The organism is Anaeromassilibacillus sp. SJQ-5 (assembly GCF_054108045.1).
On sequence record NZ_JBPJWQ010000001.1, the window covers coordinates 901,053 to 918,039 of the forward strand.

The 16,987-nt window shown below is 65.2% G+C and carries 17 protein-coding genes; 7 read left to right on the plus strand and 10 right to left on the minus strand.

What is annotated here, in order from left to right; all coding sequences use genetic code 11:
* The first annotated feature begins 3 nt into the window (after positions 1–3).
* From ACSAMM_RS03675 to purF, 4 genes are read left to right on the plus strand one after another with little or no spacing between them, the layout of a single operon-like run.
* The gene (locus tag ACSAMM_RS03675) at positions 4–1,509 is read left to right on the plus strand and encodes a glutamate synthase-related protein (protein WP_457789841.1); all 1,506 of its coding nucleotides are present in this window, start codon (positions 4–6) and stop codon (positions 1,507–1,509) included.
* Between the two features lie 26 nt (positions 1,510–1,535).
* Positions 1,536–2,252, plus strand: coding sequence for a GltB/FmdC/FwdC-like GXGXG domain-containing protein (locus ACSAMM_RS03680; protein WP_457789843.1), 717 nt, complete (start codon positions 1,536–1,538; stop codon positions 2,250–2,252).
* Between the two features lie 13 nt (positions 2,253–2,265).
* Complete coding sequence (locus tag ACSAMM_RS03685) at positions 2,266–2,823, plus strand: ANTAR domain-containing response regulator (protein ID WP_457789845.1); 558 nt, start codon at positions 2,266–2,268, stop codon at positions 2,821–2,823.
* Positions 2,813–4,183, plus strand: a complete 1,371-nt coding sequence (purF, locus tag ACSAMM_RS03690) for an amidophosphoribosyltransferase (protein ID WP_457789846.1) — start codon at positions 2,813–2,815, stop codon at positions 4,181–4,183. The genes ACSAMM_RS03685 and purF overlap by 11 nt, the downstream gene beginning before the upstream one ends.
* A gap of 35 nt (positions 4,184–4,218) precedes the next feature.
* Here the strand turns inward: purF and ACSAMM_RS03695 are convergent, their stop codons facing one another.
* From ACSAMM_RS03695 to ACSAMM_RS03720, 6 genes are all read right to left on the minus strand, one after another.
* The gene (locus tag ACSAMM_RS03695; protein WP_457789847.1) at positions 4,219–4,605 is read right to left on the minus strand and encodes a desulfoferrodoxin family protein; all 387 of its coding nucleotides are present in this window, start codon (positions 4,603–4,605) and stop codon (positions 4,219–4,221) included.
* Positions 4,606–4,659: 54 nt separating this feature from the next.
* Complete coding sequence (locus ACSAMM_RS03700; RefSeq protein WP_178724517.1) at positions 4,660–5,223, minus strand: N-acetylmuramoyl-L-alanine amidase; 564 nt, start codon at positions 5,221–5,223, stop codon at positions 4,660–4,662.
* Positions 5,224–5,531: 308 nt separating this feature from the next.
* Positions 5,532–6,155, minus strand: a complete 624-nt coding sequence (gene eda / locus ACSAMM_RS03705) for a bifunctional 4-hydroxy-2-oxoglutarate aldolase/2-dehydro-3-deoxy-phosphogluconate aldolase (RefSeq protein ID WP_178724519.1) — start codon at positions 6,153–6,155, stop codon at positions 5,532–5,534.
* Positions 6,152–7,123 carry a sugar kinase gene (locus tag ACSAMM_RS03710; protein ID WP_457789850.1) on the minus strand — a complete coding sequence of 324 codons (972 nt, stop codon included), beginning with the start codon at positions 7,121–7,123 and terminating at the stop codon, positions 6,152–6,154. The genes eda and ACSAMM_RS03710 overlap by 4 nt, the downstream gene beginning before the upstream one ends.
* An 18-nt stretch (positions 7,124–7,141) precedes the next feature.
* Positions 7,142–7,837, minus strand: coding sequence for an FCD domain-containing protein (locus ACSAMM_RS03715; protein ID WP_178724523.1), 696 nt, complete (start codon positions 7,835–7,837; stop codon positions 7,142–7,144).
* A 169-nt stretch (positions 7,838–8,006) separates the two neighbouring features.
* Positions 8,007–10,352, minus strand: a complete 2,346-nt coding sequence (locus tag ACSAMM_RS03720; RefSeq protein WP_457789852.1) for a sensor domain-containing diguanylate cyclase — start codon at positions 10,350–10,352, stop codon at positions 8,007–8,009.
* Between the two features lie 182 nt (positions 10,353–10,534).
* On the opposite strand from ACSAMM_RS03720, the gene ACSAMM_RS03725 reads away from it, so the two are divergent.
* The 3 genes from ACSAMM_RS03725 to ACSAMM_RS03735 all read left to right on the plus strand — a co-directional run bounded on the left by ACSAMM_RS03725 (position 10,535) and on the right by ACSAMM_RS03735 (position 13,324).
* Entirely contained in the window at positions 10,535–11,587 is a 1,053-nt protein-coding gene (locus ACSAMM_RS03725) for a DNA glycosylase AlkZ-like family protein (RefSeq protein WP_457789854.1), read from the plus strand.
* Between the two features lie 82 nt (positions 11,588–11,669).
* Positions 11,670–12,182 (plus strand): RNA polymerase sigma factor, encoded by a 513-nt coding sequence (locus tag ACSAMM_RS03730; protein WP_457789856.1) that lies wholly within the window; start codon positions 11,670–11,672, stop codon positions 12,180–12,182.
* Positions 12,183–12,202: 20 nt separating this feature from the next.
* On the plus strand, positions 12,203–13,324 hold the full coding sequence (locus ACSAMM_RS03735) for a hypothetical protein (RefSeq protein ID WP_457789858.1): 1,122 nt from the start codon (positions 12,203–12,205) through the stop codon (positions 13,322–13,324).
* A 48-nt stretch (positions 13,325–13,372) separates the two neighbouring features.
* Here ACSAMM_RS03735 and ACSAMM_RS03740 read toward each other — a convergent pair whose 3' ends face one another.
* The 4 genes from ACSAMM_RS03740 to nifS all read right to left on the minus strand — a co-directional run bounded on the left by ACSAMM_RS03740 (position 13,373) and on the right by nifS (position 16,841).
* Positions 13,373–14,035 carry a CDP-alcohol phosphatidyltransferase family protein gene (locus ACSAMM_RS03740; RefSeq protein WP_457789860.1) on the minus strand — a complete coding sequence of 221 codons (663 nt, stop codon included), beginning with the start codon at positions 14,033–14,035 and terminating at the stop codon, positions 13,373–13,375.
* Entirely contained in the window at positions 14,032–14,856 is an 825-nt protein-coding gene (locus ACSAMM_RS03745; protein ID WP_178721543.1) for a phosphatidylserine decarboxylase, read from the minus strand. Before ACSAMM_RS03745 ends, ACSAMM_RS03740 begins: the two co-directional genes overlap by 4 nt.
* A gap of 322 nt (positions 14,857–15,178) precedes the next feature.
* Positions 15,179–15,619 (minus strand): Fe-S cluster assembly scaffold protein NifU, encoded by a 441-nt coding sequence (gene nifU, locus ACSAMM_RS03750; RefSeq protein ID WP_178721541.1) that lies wholly within the window; start codon positions 15,617–15,619, stop codon positions 15,179–15,181.
* 31 nt (positions 15,620–15,650) lie between these two features.
* Positions 15,651–16,841, minus strand: a complete 1,191-nt coding sequence (gene nifS / locus ACSAMM_RS03755) for a cysteine desulfurase NifS (protein WP_457789863.1) — start codon at positions 16,839–16,841, stop codon at positions 15,651–15,653.
* Positions 16,842–16,987 lie beyond the last annotated feature (146 nt).

Genomic DNA, 16,987 nt, shown 5'->3' on the forward strand with positions numbered 1-16,987 from the left:
AGCATGAGCATACAGGATTTGTATCCGGAATTCGAGGTGGTGCGGGATCGCGGCCGCTGTACCAACTGCCGCGCCTGCGAGCGCCAGTGCGCCAACGGGGTGCACCGGTTTTCGGCCGAGGAAAACCGCATGGTCTGCGACGACGCGAAATGCGTCAACTGCCAGCGGTGCGTGGCGTTCTGCCCCACCCGGGCGCTGAAAATTGTGAAAAGCACGAACGTCTACCGGGAAAACGCCTGCTGGACGCCCGCGCTGATGAACGAAATCTACCGGCAGGCCAACAGCGGGGGCGTGCTGCTCTCCAGCATGGGGAACCCGATGGACTACCCTGTCTATTTTGATAAGCTGCTCCTCAATGCCTCCCAGGTCACCAACCCCTCCATCGATCCCTTGCGGGAACCGATGGAAACCCGGGTGTTCCTCGGGGCCAAGCCCGGACGGATCGAGCGGGACGGGGAGGGCCGCCTGGTGGACAACCGTCCCCCGCACCTGACCCTGTCCATGCCGGTGATGTTCTCCGCCATGAGCTACGGATCGGTGAGCTATAACGTGCACGAGAGCCTGGCCCGGGCGGCGGAGGAGCTGGGCATCCTCTACAACACCGGGGAGGGCGGCCTGCATGAGAACCTGTACCGCTACGGGGAAAACACGGTGGTGCAGGTGGCGTCCGGCCGGTTCGGCGTGCATCCCGGCTACCTCAACGCCGGCGCGGCCATCGAGATAAAGATCGGCCAGGGGGCCAAGCCGGGCATCGGCGGGCACCTGCCCGGGGCGAAAATCGTGGGGGACATCTCCCGCACCCGGATGATCCCCGAGGGTGCCGACGCCATTTCCCCCGCGCCCCATCACGACATCTATTCCATCGAGGACCTGCGGCAGCTCATCGTCTCCCTCAAGGAGGCCACCGACTACCGCAAGCCGGTGATTGTCAAAATCGCGGCGGTACATAATATTTCCGCCATCGCCAGCGGCATCGCCCGCAGCGGCGCGGACATCATCGCCATCGACGGGTTCCGGGGCGGCACGGGGGCCGCGCCCACGAGGATCCGCGACCATGTGGGCATCCCCATTGAGCTGGCCCTGGCCAGCGTGGACACCCGTCTGCGGGAGGAGGGCATCCGGGATCGGGTGTCCATCATCGCGGGGGGCGGCATCCGGTCGAGCGCCGACGTGGTCAAGGCCGTCGCCCTGGGGGCCGACTGCGTGTACATCGGCACCGCGGCCCTGATGGCGCTGGGCTGTCACCTGTGCCGGAGCTGCCAGTCGGGCCGGTGTAACTGGGGCATCGCCACCCAGATTCCGGAACTGGCCGGGCGGCTGCGCCCCGACGTGGGCGTGCGCCGGCTGGTCAACCTGCTGACCGGATGGCGGCATGAGATCGAGGAAATGCTGGGCGGCATGGGCATCAATTCCATCGAGAGCCTGAGGGGCAACCGGCTGATGCTGCGCGGCGTGGGCCTGAACGAAAAGGAGCTGGAGCTTCTGGGCGTGAAGCACGCGGGCGAATAAACGCGATAGGGAAAGGAATGGTCCGTATGGATATAGCGGCGAAAGGCCTGGATTTTCAGGCGCTGAACCGGCAGGTGAAGGCGGCCCCGGGGGACGTGTGCATCCGGGACTGCTGCGGGCAGCGGTTCATCGGCAGCGGCCTGAAGGACAAGACCGTGACCATTCACGGCACGCCGGGCAACGCTCTGGGCGCCTATCTGGACGGCGCGGTTATCGAGGTGCACGGCAACGTGCAGGACGCGGTGGGAGACACCATGAACGCCGGGGAAATCGTCGTGCACGGCAGCGCCGGGGACGCTTTGGGCTACGCGATGCGGGGCGGCGCGATTTACGTGCGGGGCGACGCCGGGTATCGGGCCGGCATCCACATGAAGGCTTACGAGGATAAGCAGCCGGTCATCGTCATCGGCGGCCGGGTGGGCAGCTTCCTCGGGGAATACCTGGCGGGAGGCACCATCATCGTGCTGGGTATCGGCGCCTCCGACGCGCCTCTTAGCAACTTCACGGGGACCGGGATGCACGGGGGGCGGATTCTCATCCGCACCGCGCAGCCGCTGCCTCCGCTGCCCGCCCAGGTGACGGTCAGCTCCGCCACGGCCGGCGACATGGAGGAGGCGGCACCTTATGTGCGCGAATTCGCCCGCCGTTTCCGTATGGACGCGGACAGCCTGCTGGCGGACGAGTACGTCCTGCTGCGTCCCAACGCGAAGAACCCTTATCAGCAGCTGTACACCCCCAACTGAGGGAGATGATTGGATGGAACCGGTGCTGCTTGTCTCCGCCACGGAGACAGCTGCCGCGCAGCTGCGGCCGCTGCTGGACGCGGCCGGCTGCCGGCGGATTGTGACGGCCCGCACCGGCGGGGATGCCCGCCGCCGGGCCGCGGCGGAAAACTTCGCCCTGATCCTGATCGACGCGCCCCTGCCGGACGGGACGGGGGCCGCCTTGGCCCGGCAGCTGGCCGGGCGGACAACGGGGCAGGTGCTGCTGCTTACCGCCGGGCCGCCGCCCCAGGGGCTGGAGGAGGCCGGGGTTCTCACCCTGGCCAAGCCGGTGAGCCGGGCGCAGCTTGCCGCCGCGCTGGGCGCGGTTTCGGCGGCGCAGCGGCGTATCCGGGCCCTGGAGGAGGAGAACCGCCTGCTCAAGGGGCGGATGGAGGACGTCCGCCTGGTCGGCCGGGCGAAATGCATCCTCATGACCCACATGCACATGCGGGAGCCGGAGGCCCACCGGTACATCGAAAAGCAGGCCATGGATCGGCGCACGACGAGACGAGCGATAGCGGAAGGGATCCTGAAAACCTATGAGAATTGATGACAAGCCCCGGGAGGAATGCGCCGTCTTCGGCGTGAGCACCCGGACAGGCGGCGCTGCCGCCCTGACCATGAACGGGCTGCTGACCCTCCAGCATCGAGGACAGGAGGGAGCGGGCATCGCCGTGGCGCAGGACGGCGGGATCCTCTGCCATAAGGACGCGGGCCTGGTGGGGGAGGTGTTTACCCCCGCGGCGATGGAGGCCCTTGCCCATGCGAAAACGGCGGTGGGGCATACCCGGTATTCGACCACCGGCGCGAGCACCCGGGAGAACGCGGGGCCCTTCGTCTCCGAATACCTGACCGGCCGTCTGGCCGCCGCCCATAACGGCAACGTCACCAACGCGGCCGCCCTGCGGGACGAGCTGCGGAGCGCGGGCCTGCATTTTTCGGCCTCCAGCGACAGCGAGGTGGTTTCCCAGCTGATCGCCCGCTGCGCCCTGCAAACGGGCGACCTGCTGACAGGGGTGAAGGAAGCGGCGGCCCGGCTGGAGGGCGCGTTTTCCCTGGTCATCCTGGACGGGGGCGGGCGGCTCGTCGCCCTGCGGGATCCCAGCGGCTACCGCCCGCTGTGCGTGGGGGAGAGCGAGGCGGGCATAGCCGTGGCCTCCGAGAGCTGCGCGCTGGAAATCGGCGGCTTCTCCTCCATCCGGGACGTGCGCCCCGGCGAAATCCTGGTGATGGAAAACGGCCGCCTGATCGCCCGGGACGCCGTGCCCGCCTCCCGCCCGGCAGCCGGGGGGCTGTGCATCTTCGAGTATGTGTATTTCGCCCGGCCGGATTCGGTTATCGACGGGCTGAGCGTGTACGAGGCCCGGTGCCGGATGGGGCGGATCCTGGCCCGGGAGCATCCCGCCGACGCGGACATCGTCTGCGGCGTGCCGGATTCCGGCCTGGAGGCCGCCGCCGGCTACAGCGCCGAAAGCGGCCTGCCCCTGGCCACCGGCTTTATGAAGAACCGCTATGTAGGCCGCAGCTTCATTTTTCCCACCCAGACCCAGCGGGACACCGCCGTGCGCCTGAAGCTCAACCCGCTGTCCGCCGTGGTGCGGGGGAAGCGGGTGGTGCTGGTGGACGACTCCATCGTCCGGGGCACCACCTGCGAAAAAATCGTGCGCAGCCTGCGCGCGGCGGGGGCGGCGGCGGTGCATGTGCGGATTTCCTCGCCGCCCTTCCGCCACACCTGCCATTACGGCACCGACATCGGGGACGAGGAGAACCTGATTGCGGGCCGCATGGGGATGGATGCCGTTTGCCGCTCCATCGGGGCCGACAGCCTGGGCTACATCAGCCTCCCCGGCCTTAGGGAAGCCTGCCGCGGCTGCACCACCCCCTTCTGCACCGCCTGCTTCGGCGAATAAATAAGCGGCCCCGCGGATAACCCGGGGGGCCGTTTTCATATCTCGGTTTTCCAGAGCCCGTGGAGGTTGCAGTAGGCGTAGGCCGCCACCGGGCGATCGTCGTCGGTCAGCCGGAAGACGGCCACCGGCTTGCCGTCGAAGGGCAGGTTCTTGCGCTGGCCGCCTTTTTCAGTAAGCAGGTACACCCAGTTGATGCTGTGTTCCTCCGACATGGGATGGTGCACGCTGCCCACCTCCACGGTCACGTCGCAGCCGTCCACCTTCACCTGCGGCACGTGCTTTTCCTGGGCGGCGTCGGTGCTGCCCGCCGTCAGCTCCTCCATGGGCTCCCCGCAGCAGGTCAGTTCCCCGCCGCCGCCGTGGATGAGGCCCACCAGGGTGCCGTCTCTGCGGCACAAATAAAAGCGATGGTTGTCTTGCATAGCTTGCTGCCTCCTTGTTCATTCCTGGCAGTAGTGTATGCAGCTTGCGGGGAATTATGTCAGCTGAAAATAAGACAGCATGCCGTTGTAGATGCCCCGGGCGAAGCTCTGCGGGTCGGTGGACAGCAGGCGGGCGTCCTCCGGATTGGTCAGATAGCCCATTTCCACCAGCAGGGCGGGCATGTTGGTGCGGCGCAGCACGTACAGGCTCGGGCGGATGAACATTCCCCGGTTGCGCAGACCGGTGGCGTTCTGCAGTCCCACCAGGATGGCCTCGCCCAGCGGGAAGGCCGGGCTGGTCTCGCTGTAGACATAGACCTCGCTGCCGCTGGCGGTGGTGTTGGTGCTGGCGTTGCAGTGCAGGCTGATGAAATAATCGGCGGGCCAGCTGTTGGCCGCGTTAACCCGGGCGGCCAGAGAGGTGGCGTTGGAGGTTCCCAGCTGCTCGTCCGGCGAATTTCTTGACAGCCGGACTTCGAAATTGGGGTTAGCCCGCAGCAAATCGGCCAGCCGCACCCCTACCTCGTAGGTCACATCCTGCTCCCGCACACCGTTGGCCTCCGCCCCGGCGTTGGGATTCGTAGGGTTGTGTCCCTGATCGATAAAGATTTTAATCATGGGCGGAATCCTGCCTTTCTCAAAATGGAGTTCCTTCCACTATATGACGGGACGGCCGCCCCCGTTCCGCCGGTTTGACATTTCACGCGGACAATTACGCCGCCTATCTGGTCAAATCCAAGACGTTGGAGCGGATTTCTGAAAAGGATCAGCGAATGTGGCGGTGGAGCCCATCAAAAGCGGCTACGTCAAGCCATAAAAGAAGGGTGCAAAACGCTTCGTTTTGCACCCTCTTTGCTGCTTTTTGGCACCTTTTTTGATATACAGAACGCGGCGGGGAACCATGCTCCCGCCGCGTTGCTGTCGTCTTATATGCTGTCCACGATGGCCCGCGCCTCGGCGGCCAGGCGGCGGATGGCGTCGAAGTCTCCGGCGTCCAGCGCCGCTTCCGGCACGATCCAGCTGCCGCCGCAGCAGACGATGTTCTTCTGCCGCAGGTAATCCCCCACGTTGGCCGGGCTGATGCCGCCGGTGGCCATGAAGGAAACGCCGGCATAAGGCCCGGCCAGGGCTTTGAGCATCCTCACTCCGCCCAGCACCTCGGCGGGGAACAGCTTGACAAGGCGAAGCCCCTTACGCATGCAGGCCTCGATTTCGCTGGGGGTGGCGCACCCGGGGATGACCGGCACGCCCTGGGCGAGGCACCAGTCCACCACCTCCATGTTGGTGCCGGGGCTGACGATGGCCTTGGCCCCCGCCGCCACGGCCTGCTCGGCCTGCTGCGCCGTCAATACCGTCCCGGCGCAGACGAAGGCCTCCGGCGCGGCGGCGCAGGCCTCGCGGATAGCGTCCGCCGCCGCCGGGGTGCGGAAGGTGATTTCCACCGCGGGCAGTCCCCCCTCGCACAGGGCGCGGGCCAGCCCGGCGGCCGGGGCGGCCCGGTTGATTTTGACCACCGGCACGATGCCGACGGCGCGTAATACTTCGATCATAGCGATGCCTCCTCCGCCGTTTTCAGCGGCGTATGCGTCATGAATTCCTCCAGCGCCTCCCGCGTGGGAAGCCCTTCGTTGTCGCCCTCGTGCTGGATCTGGATGGTGCCGATGGCGTTGCCCCGGCGCACGGCCTCCCGCAGGGACAGCCCCTCCCGCAGGGCGCTGAGCACCCCGGCGGCAAAGCCGTCGCCCGCCCCCACCGTGTCCACCACGGCGGTTTCCTGGTACGTCGGGCTTTGGAACGCCTCCCCTTCACCGGCGGCGTAAGCGCCGGTTTTGCCGGTCTTGACCACCACGTACCGCACGCCCAGCCGCTGGTAGTGCCGCGCAATGGCGGCCGGGTCGGCGCTGCCCATCAGGCGTTCGCCCTCGCCCGCGCCGGGAAGGAACAGGTCGGCCCTGGCCGCCAGCCGGTTGACGGTCTCCGCCATGACGGCGGGGGAGGGCCAGAGCTGGGGCCGCAGATTGGGATCGAAGGAGATGAAAAGCCCCGCCGCCCGGGCCTTGTCCACCAAATATTCCGCCGCGTCCAGCGCGCAAGGGGAGAGGGCGGGCAGAATGCCGGTCAGATGCAGACAGCCGAAGGCGGACAGGTCAAGACGCTCCACGTCCTCCCGGCTGAGCGCGGCGGCGGCGGAGCCTCTGCGCCGGTAGAAGATGGGGGGATCCCCCCGGGAAACCCGGCCCTTGAACATGATGCCGGTGGGCCGCTCCGGATCGGTGATCACAAGCGCGTCGCCCACCCCGGTTTCCCGGAGCGCCCGGCGGATCCGTTCGCCGTCCGGGTCACAGCCCAGCCGGGTCAGATACTCCACCCGATGCCCCAGGCGGGTCAGCCCCACCGCCACGTTGAACTCCGCGCCCGCCACGGCGGCCCGGAAGGTCACGGCCTGGTCGATAGGGCCCTCCTCCTGCGCGATGTACAGGCCCATGGGCTCGCCTGCCAATAGGATACCTGGAACCATAACGTGTCCTCCTTGCTGTCATTCGGTCGTCTGCTGCCGTTCGATTGCCCGCAGGGATTCCCGGTTGTGGACGAGATGCAGATACATGGCGTCCTGGGCCTCCACCGGATTGTGGGCCGCGATGGCGTCCACCACCCGGCGGTGAATCTCGATGGTTTCCCGCAGCAGCCGGGGCTCCTTCAAATCGGTGAATATCTGGATGGTGCTGTGGATGATGGGGATGAGCCGGGGAACCACCAGGTTCCGGCTGCACAAAGCGATGGCGGTGTGCAGCTCCACGTCCTGCGCGATATGGCTCTCCCCGCGAAGGATGCGCGCCTCCACTTCCCCCGCCAGCCCGCGCAGCCGCTCGATTTCCGCCTCCTCGGCGCTGCGCGCCGCCATGGCGGCGATGGGCGGCTCGATGAGAAAGCGGATGGCAATGAGATCGTGGGAAAGCTGCCTCTTGTCCGCGATGAACTGCAGCCCCAGCGGATCCTCCGCCATTCCCGGCCGCTCGGCCACGTAGGTGCCGCTGCCCTGCCGGATGGTCACGATGTTGCGGGAGGCCAGCAGCTTCATGGCTTCCCGCACCGTGCCGCGGCCGACCTCCAGCCGCCGGGACAGCTCGCTCTCGTTCGGCAGCCGGCCGCCCGGCTGCAGCCCCTGCTCCGCGATGAAGCGCAGAATGGCGTCTGCCGTGCGCTGGGTGCGGTTTTTTTCCTCTGCCGGCATGGCGTCCCCTCCTTTATACACTAAAGTCATCCTATCATTTTTTCGGTAATCTGTCAATATAGTGGTATAATTATAAATATACGGAGTAAATCATCATATGAATTACGCGTTCCGGGTAAAGCAAACCGCCGGCAGACCTCCTCGGAGGCCTGCCGGCGGTTTTTTCGGCTCACAGCCGGCTTTCGGACAGCTCCTCCAGCCGTTGGGCCAGACGGTGCTTGAGCAGGAAGGTGGAGAGAATGTTGGCCACCAGGGTGAGGGAATGGATTTGCTCCCGGGTCCAATAGCGGCTGACCCGGCATTCGTCGAAGCCAACGAAGCCTCTGAACCGGCCCCCGTCCCGCACGGCGCACTGCAGCAGGGAAACCACCCCCAGCCCAGCCAGAAATCCGCACAAGGGCGGGGGAAGCGCCGCCGTGTCCCGGCAGCAGAACACGCCGTTTTCATCAAAATGCGCGGGATAATCCGGCAGGTCGTCCCAGTAGGGCAGGTTCTGCAGCCGGCTCTTTTGAGGCGGCACCCCTTCGCCGCACCACTCGAAGGTATTGCTGCAGGCGCGATCGTCCGGGCTGTTTTCGAAAATGTATACCCGGCTGACATCGTACGTGCGGCCCACCACCTCCAGAATATGTTCCACCGCCGTCTCCACGTCCGCCGTGCGGTACAGCAGACGGAAAATATACGGGTAGAGCGCACGGCCCATGGTGTACGTGTCCTCGGCGCCCGGCAGTATGCCGGTGCCGGTCTGCTCCCCGGGCGTCACCGGGGAGCAGAGCTGCCGCTCATAGAAAGCAAAGCCGCTCTTTCCGTTGTTCTTGACCAGGTAGAGCGCCCGGTCGGCATTGAGATACAGCCCGGCATAATCCTGGCCGTCCTGGGGATACATGGCGATCCCGACACTGCAGGACAGCGCGGGAACGCCGCCCCCCGCGCAGGAGGCGGGGGCCATATCCGGCGGCACCTCCAGGGACAGCTCCCGGGAAATTTGCAGAATCTCCTCCGCCTTGCCCGCCGCCGTCTCCCGCCCGCTGATATGGGGGAGAAAGACCAGAAATTCATCCCCCCCGATGCGCGCCACCACATCGGCGGTGCGGAACAGCGCCTTGAGCCGGGCGGAAAACGCGACCAGCACCGCGTCCCCGCAGAGATGGCCGTAGCGGTCGTTGATGGTTTTGAAATTATCCACGTCGATGATGAGCATGGCGTGACTGACGTCCCCGCCGGGCATCCGAAGCAATTCCTTGACCCGGGATTTGGCCGAGGTTTTGTTGTACAGGCCGGTGTGCGGATCCCGCTGTGCCTGCTCCAGCAGCGTCTGCCGCTGCTTTTTCTCCTCGTCGATGTCCACGATGACCCCGACGGCCCGCAGAGGCCGCCCCTCTCCGTCGAATTGGGTGGTGGCCCGGATCCGCTGCCAGGTTAAGTCTCCCGCCGTGTTGCGGATGCGGAACTCCGTCTCGCAGTAGGGTACGCCAAGGGACACGCTGTGCAGCAGGTCGATGAAGGCCGGCATGTCCTCCGTCGGAATATTGTCCGAGCAGGGAATCCGGCGGCTGACCTCCTGCTCCACGGGGATATAGCCGAACTTTTTCTGCCAGTTGGGGGAACAAACCAGCGTGTCGGTATGAATATCCCACTCGAAAATGATATCCGCGGTTTGATCCAGGATCACCTGATGGCGCTCCAGGCTCAGGCGAAGCGCCTCCCGTTCCCTTTTCTGCTCGGTAATGTCCATGAGGATGCAGTAGAACAGGGAGGTCCCGTCCTCCGCCGTGCGGAGCTGCCCCTTGTCCAGCACCCAGCGGAAAGAACCGTCCCGGCACACCACCCGGTATTCCAGATCGATCGCCGGCCCCCGGGACAGCTGCTCGGCTATCATTGTCTGAACTCCGGGGAGATCCGCCGGGTGGATCATGCGGGCGAATTTGCCGCCGAACCGCTCTTCAATGTCCGTCCGGGTATAGCCGAACAGGCCGGGCAGGCCGCTGTTCATGTTCAGTATGGTGAATTCCTCGTCGTTGCGGCAGCACTGCACCCCGCCCGGAATGTTTTCGGTCAGGGCCTCCAGCTCCCGGTTGCGCTCCCGCAGGGCGCGGGAGGTCTGTCGGATAAGCTCCCGCAGCGCCGCGCTGTTCCCGCGGATCCGTTCGCCGCCGGCGGCCTCTTCCCGGCAGGAGGCCGCCGGCCCGTCCTCAGAGAGATGGAGGTGCGTTATCCGCAGTCCCTCCGGCCGGCGGATGCAAACGGCGGTCAGGCGGCGGGGCGTGTCCGCCATGGCGGCGTCCAGGCTCACGGTGCGAAAGGTGCCCCGCACCAAGCACGCGTCCTCGGACAGCGGCGTCGTATCATACTGCTCGTCGGCTAGGGCGACAGCCGGATCCGGACAAGGGGGGAGCGGCCAGGACCGCCCCTCCGCCGCCATGACCGCGCGAAGAGGGGCAGAATCCTGCCGCTCCCAAAAGCTGCCCTGCACCTGTTCCATCAGCCGCAGAGCGTCCTCTTCTACCGCTGTCATACCGCGCCTCCTATGTTTCTAGTCATTTTGGTCGGTTTATGTTACAATGGAAAACGGCGGCAGGGCCAGCCTGTCCGCCGCCAATATCCTTGGCCTGTATGCCAATAGTTTAACACACAACCGGAGCGCTGACAACAGCATTTTGTCGACAGAATTCTCCCTGTTGGAAAGGTGGTTTTACCATGGTTTTATGCGACAACGCCCTGCGCCGCGTGCGGCTTGAACGGCAGCGGTTCTGTCCGCCGGCAAACGAAGCGGATTACGATCGACTTTTCCGGGACATGTCCCCGGTGCGTACCCCTTACTGGTGCTGCCCCGGCTCCCCGCCGGAGCTGAGCTTCCGCGCCGCCTTCGCCCCGGACGGGGGCGCGGCCCGGAATTTCGACAGGCGATCCCGGCGGGAACTGGTCAAGGGCCGGTTCCAGGGGGGCGGCATCGCCTATGTGGACGAGGCGGATTTAGCCCTGTACGGCGCGATATACCGCAAGGACGCCGCCCTGCGGCCCAACGACGCCCGGCTTCTCGACCTGCTGCGGCGGGAGGGGCCCATGACCGTCGCCGCCCTGCGGGAGTTCACCGGTCTGGCCGCCAAGGCCATCACCCCCATGCTCCACCGGCTCCAGGAAATGTTTCTGGTTTTCGAGGATCAGGCCGACAGCGAATGGGATAGGGCCTGGTATCCCTTTGAAACCGAGTTTCCCTCCCTGGCCTGGCCGGAGAGGGAGGACGCGATCGAGCGGGCGCTGCTCCGCTTCGTGCGGCTCCACGGGGCGGCGGACGAGACCATGGCCCGGTCCTTCTTCGGCCTGCCCCTGCGGGATCTCCGGGCCGCCCTGTCCGCCCTGACGGCGCGGGAAAGCCTGCTGCCCGCCGCCCGGGAGGATGGCTCGCCTGTCTTCATGCTGCCTGAGGACGTTTCTCTGCTGACAGAGCCGGGGGACGCGCCGCCCCGCGGCGTCTTCGCCCTGCACCGCAACGATTTTCTGGTCAAGTCCTTCGAGGCTGTTTTGACGTCGGCCTTCAAGAAGGACGGGCAGGAGCCTCTTTTTTACCTGCTGATCGATGGGGCGTTCCAGGGGGCGGTGATTGGCCGGTTCCGCAACGGCCCCTATGATTTGGACGACATTGTGCTGACCCTGCCCCCGGAGGAGGCAGAGTCCCGGCGGGAGGAGATTCTCGTCGCCGTGGCTCTGGTGAACGGCGGGCGCGTCCCGGCCCGGTATACCGGAAAATAAATGTGGCCTTTCCCCATAAATCCGCCCCTCTTCAGACGTATTAGATAGGAAGAGCTTTTCAGCGGCACGGGAGGACGACGGCATGACGAATGAGCGGTTTGCGCGGCTGATGGCCGGCCTGCTGGCCGGAGATCGGAGTGCTCTCAGAGAGGTATACGAGGCGTACGCCGGCCTGGTGTACGCCCTGGCCCTGTCGGTCACCGGCCGCCGGGAGGACGCGGAGGATGTGACCTCTGAGGTGTTTCTCCGTCTGTGCGACAAGGCGGGAAGCTACCGGCCCGGCGGCCCTCATAAGGCTTGGCTGATGACTGTCACCCACCACTTGGCGGTGGATTGGATTCGGCTCCGGGAGCGTTCTTTCCCGGAGTCGGTGGGGGAACCGCCCGCCGCCGAAAGCACGGAGGAGACTGTCTGCCGCCGCCTGTATGTCCGCTCGGTGTTGGAGCCTCTGCGTCCGGAGGAACGGCAGGTGGTGCTGCTTCACGTCATGGCGGACATGACCTTGGCCGCCGTGAGCCGCCTGCTGGACAAGCCACTGGGCACGGTGGCTTGGCTGTACCGCTCCGCCATGAAAAAGCTGCGGAACACTGTCTGACGCGAAAGGGGAAATGCCGGATGAAGACCGGCCAAAAGGAGCGGCTGCGTGCGCGGCTGGCTCAGGAAACGCGGGAGGATCCCGGCCTGTGGGAGGACATAGAAGCGCGCCTGTCCTATCCCGTCCGCCCGCCGGACGTCTCCCTTCCCGGTCGGGGACGGCGGGCGGCGGCGCAGGCATTCAAGACCACCGCAGCCGCGGCGGCGATGATGGCGCTGATCCTGGGGGCGGTGTGGATGATCCCCCGGCTGAACGGTTCTCCGGCGCCGGAAGACAGCGGCAGCCTTTCCTCTGCAGAGGCGGAGGGGGAGATCCCCTTCAAAAGCGCGTTATTCCGCTATGGCATTCCCTGCCGGGAGGCTATCGACTTCCCCCTGGCCCGGCGGGTGGACTCGGCGGAGGAGCTGGCGGCGTTCCGGACGGCCTACGAATCGGCGGATTATCCCGTCGACAATGGGGCTTTTGTCTCCTATACCGCGGAGTTTTTCAATACCCGCACGCTTCTGCTGGTGATCATCGAGGAGCCCAGCGGCTCCATTACCCATCAGGTGACCGGTTTGCGGCGGGAGGGGGACGCCCTCATCGTGCGCTATGCCCGGTACTGCCCGTTTATGCGGACCGCCGATATGGCTTACTGGCTGGCCTGCGTGGAGGTGGCCCGGGAGGACGCCGCGGGCGCGTCCCGCTGCATCGCCCAAGTGGACGACGGGGAGACAGCTCCGGAATTGGTTGCCCAGTATTGCGGCCGGGCGCTTTATGCCGAAGCCGCCGCGTCGCCCATACAGGTATACCGCACCCTGGCTGAGGCGGAGGCGTATTATCTTAAAGAACGGCCGGACGGTAACAACAGCCGGGCCGCTGTCTGGCAGACATCCTCGGCGGCCTACAAGACGGAGGCGTTCTATGAGGAGAAGGTCCTCCTGGTGGTGCAGCTTCCCTATACCAGCGCCCAGGATGTGGAGTTCCTTCGGCTTTTCCGTCAGGGCCGGCACGTCACCGCCCGTCTGCGGACGACTATCGGCCAGGAATGGCTGTCCGGCCAGTGGAGCCTGTTCCTGGCGGTGCCAAAGGACGCGATCCGGGAGGACGACGTCTATCACGTGGCCTTTACCGAGGAAACCGGACCGGCCGCCTCCTCATGATAAAGCGCCCCGGAGCATTCGCTCCGGGGCGCTTGCCTATGCTTGACGTTACAGCAGGGACTTGACCAGCCCCGCCACCGCGATGATGTAGCAGCACAGGCCGATGGCCGCGTTGGTGAAGCTGTATTTCTTCACCTTGAAGCCGCCGATCATGGCCAGGCCCACCGCCAGGGCGTAGAACGGATAAAGCGTCGTCAGCCATCCGGCCTCCACCCGGAACAGGAAGGTCAGCGCGTAAAATGGCATGATGAGCAGGCCGGAGGCAATGGGGCTGGACACCCCGATGAAATAGCCCGGCGCCGGGTTGTGCTCGAAATAATTGAGCCGCAGCACCCCGCACACCGCGTAAACCAGTCCCGCCACCACCCAAATGGGACGAAAATGGCCGAACCACATGAGAATCACGGCCGGCGTGGCCACGAAGCTGATGGTATCGCTCAGGGAATCCAACGATTGGCCGTAGGCCGACACCAGCCCCAGCTTGCGGGCGGTGAACCCGTCCAGCAGATCGGCCACCGAGGCCAGGGTCAGCACAAAAATCCCCATCGCCAGCTGGCCGCGAAGCAGCAGGCACAGCCCGGACAGCGCCAGGACGAAGCCCGCCACCGTGATGCAGCAGGCCACGTTCAGCTTTCCCGCCGCCGGGAAAGCCCTGGACAGGCTGGGCCGTTCCACGGCCGGCACGGAGCGCGTTCTCGAAAAATTCTTCATCGCGGTATTTTCTCCCCAATCTTTTCCCCAACATCCACAGCCGTTTCGATTCCCGCCGCCGTCTGCGCGAGCAAATCGGCGTCGGGCCGCACCCGGCCGGGTTCAAAAAAGAGCAGCACCGAGCTGCCGCCGAAGCAGAACCAGCCCTTGACGTCCCCGCGCCGGACAGGCTCTCCAAGGGGCGCCTGCCGCACCACACTGCCGATGAACATGGCGCCCACCTCCACCAGCATGGCCGTGCCGAACTGTTCGGTACGGTAGCGGGTGATCACCCGGTGGTTCTTGGCGTACAGGCCCGGCACGTGGGGGAGGGCCGCCGCATGCACCGAGTCGTACCGCCCGGGCACCGAATTTTCTTCCTCCAGCACCCCGTCGTCGAAACAGTAGACCCGGTGGTGATGGCCCGACTCCAGCCGCAGACAATAGGCCGCGCCCCCTTCAAAGCGGGAGGCGTCCTCGTCCAGCAGCTCGGCCAGGGGATAGGTCACCCCTTTGACCTGCACCACCGCGTCGGGCCGCAGCTGATCCCACGCGCAGACCAGCGCCTGGCAGGGGGAGCCCAGCGTGTCCTCGCGGGCCGGAAAAGCCACATTGGCGCGGGGCCGGGCGAAAAAGGCATTCAGGCTGCCGTAGCCCTGCCAGTCGGCGATCCCCCGCTTCTCGGCGAACCGCCGGATATGGATCCGGCTCAGCCGGCTGTCCGCGTACCGGCCCACCAGCCGCAGCAGGGTCTTCCGGCAGACGCAGGAAACCACGAACCGGGCGGGCCGGTTGCGGTAAATCCACCCCACCGCGCCGCTGTCGGCGGAGGGCTGTTCCACCGTCCGCCCCGTTTTTCTGTCATAGACTCGAATCGCCGGTCACCTCTGTCTGCTCCCGCCGCCGGGCGCGGCTGCATGATGCTTCATTGTACCATATTCCAAAATAATTAACAAGATGTTAACAAAAGGATTTTTCCCCCCGTGAACAACCCTCACTAGCCCGAAAAAAGCGCGTCCCGGCGATGGCCATAGCCCTTTGGAAGAAAACGGAGCGATCGCTCCGTTTTCTGGAATGCGGCTCGCCGCACTCCGATTCTCCGCTGGGTCTATGCCGCGTTTCGGGACGCGCTTGTCGTTCGGGGATGCTCAGAGACCCTGCCGCTCAGACGTGGCAGGCCTCGTATTCGTCGGGATCGGGCAGCTCGCCCACAATGGGGGTGGGGTCGATGCCCTGCCGCCGGTAATAGTCGGCGATGGCCGCCTTGATGGACTGCTCGGCAAGGACGGAGCAGTGGATTTTGTGGGCGGGCAGGCCGTCGAGTGCTTCCACCACCGCTTTGTTGGACAGCTGCAGCGCCTCCTCGATGGTTTTGCCCTTGATCATTTCGGTGGCGATGGAGCTGGTGGCGATGGCGGAGCCGCATCCGAAGGTCTTGAACTTCACGTCCGCGATCCGGCCGTCCTCCACCTTTATATACATTTTCATAATGTCGCCGCATTTGGCGTTGCCGATTTCACCGACGCCGTTGGCGTCTTCCAATTCGCCCACATTGCGGGGATTGGCAAAGTGATCCATAACCTTTTCGCTGTAAAATGCTGCCATGCTCGGTTCCTTCTTTCTTGTTCGATACCTTTCAGTCGTTTTTGCAGATGGTTTCCCAAAGAGGAGACATCTCCCGCAGCCGCTGCACCACGCCGGGGATGACCTGAAGCATATAGTCCACGTCCTCGTCGGTGGTCTCTTCCGACAGGGTCAGCCGCAGGGAGCCGTGGGCCACCGCGTGGGGCAGGCCGATGGCCAGCAGCACGTGGCTGGGGTCCAGGGAGCCGGAAGTGCAGGCCGAGCCGGAGGACGCGCAAATTCCCTTCATGTCCAGCATCAGCAGCAGGCTCTCGCCCTCGATGCCCTCGAAGCTGATATTGACGTTGCCGGGAAGCCGCCGCACCGGATCGCCGTTGAGGCGGCAGCGGGGCAGGGCGCTCAGCAGCCCGTGAATCAGCCGATCCCGCTTGGCGATGAGGCCCGGGGTCGCCTGTGCCATGGAGGCGCAGGCCAGCCGCATGGCCTCCGCCATGCCGACGATGCCTGCCGTGTTTTCGGTGCCCGCCCGGCGGCCCTTTTCCTGGGCGCCGCCGTCGATGAGGTTGCCGAAGCGCAGCCCCTTGCGCACCAGCAGCGCGCCCACGCCCTTGGGCCCGTGGAACTTATGCGCCGATAGGGAGAGAAGATCGATGTGCATCCCCTCAAAATCCACCGGTACATGCCCCACCGCCTGCACCGCGTCGGTATGGAACAGCACCTTCCGCTCCCGGCACAGCGCACCGATTTCGGCAATGGGCTGGATGGTGCCGATTTCATTGTTGGCGAACATCACCGAAACCAGGGCGGTGTCCGGCCGAATGGCGACCGCCACGTCCTCCACCCGGACGATGCCGTTTTCATACACCGGCAGCAGGGTGATTTCAAAGCCCCGTTTCTCCAGGGCGTTCAGCGCGTGGAGGATGGCGTGATGCTCGAACACGGTGGAGACGATGTGTTTCTTGCCCTTCTTTTCCAGGCTCTCCGCCACCATTTTCAGCGCCCAGTTGTCCGCCTCGCTGCCTCCCGAAGTGATGAACACCTCGTCGGGCCGGCAGTGCAGGCATTCCGCCATGGTGATCCGGGCGGCATCCACCCCCTGGCGGGCCGCCTGCCCGAAGCTGTACAGGGAGGAGGGGTTGCCATATTCCTCGGTGAGGTAGGGAATCATTTTATCCAGCACCTGCGGCAGCAGGCGGGTGGTGGCGGCGTTGTCCGCGTAAATAAAACGTGCGGCTGATGACATACGCAAAACCAGCTCTCTATTATAAAGTCACGACGTAGTATGCGTCTTGCAGGTTTAATATATACCTTTTTGGTCTAGATTGCAATACGCAAAGTGTAAAAAGTTCGCGGCCGCCCGCTCGGTTTTTCGACATTTTTTGTAACGCG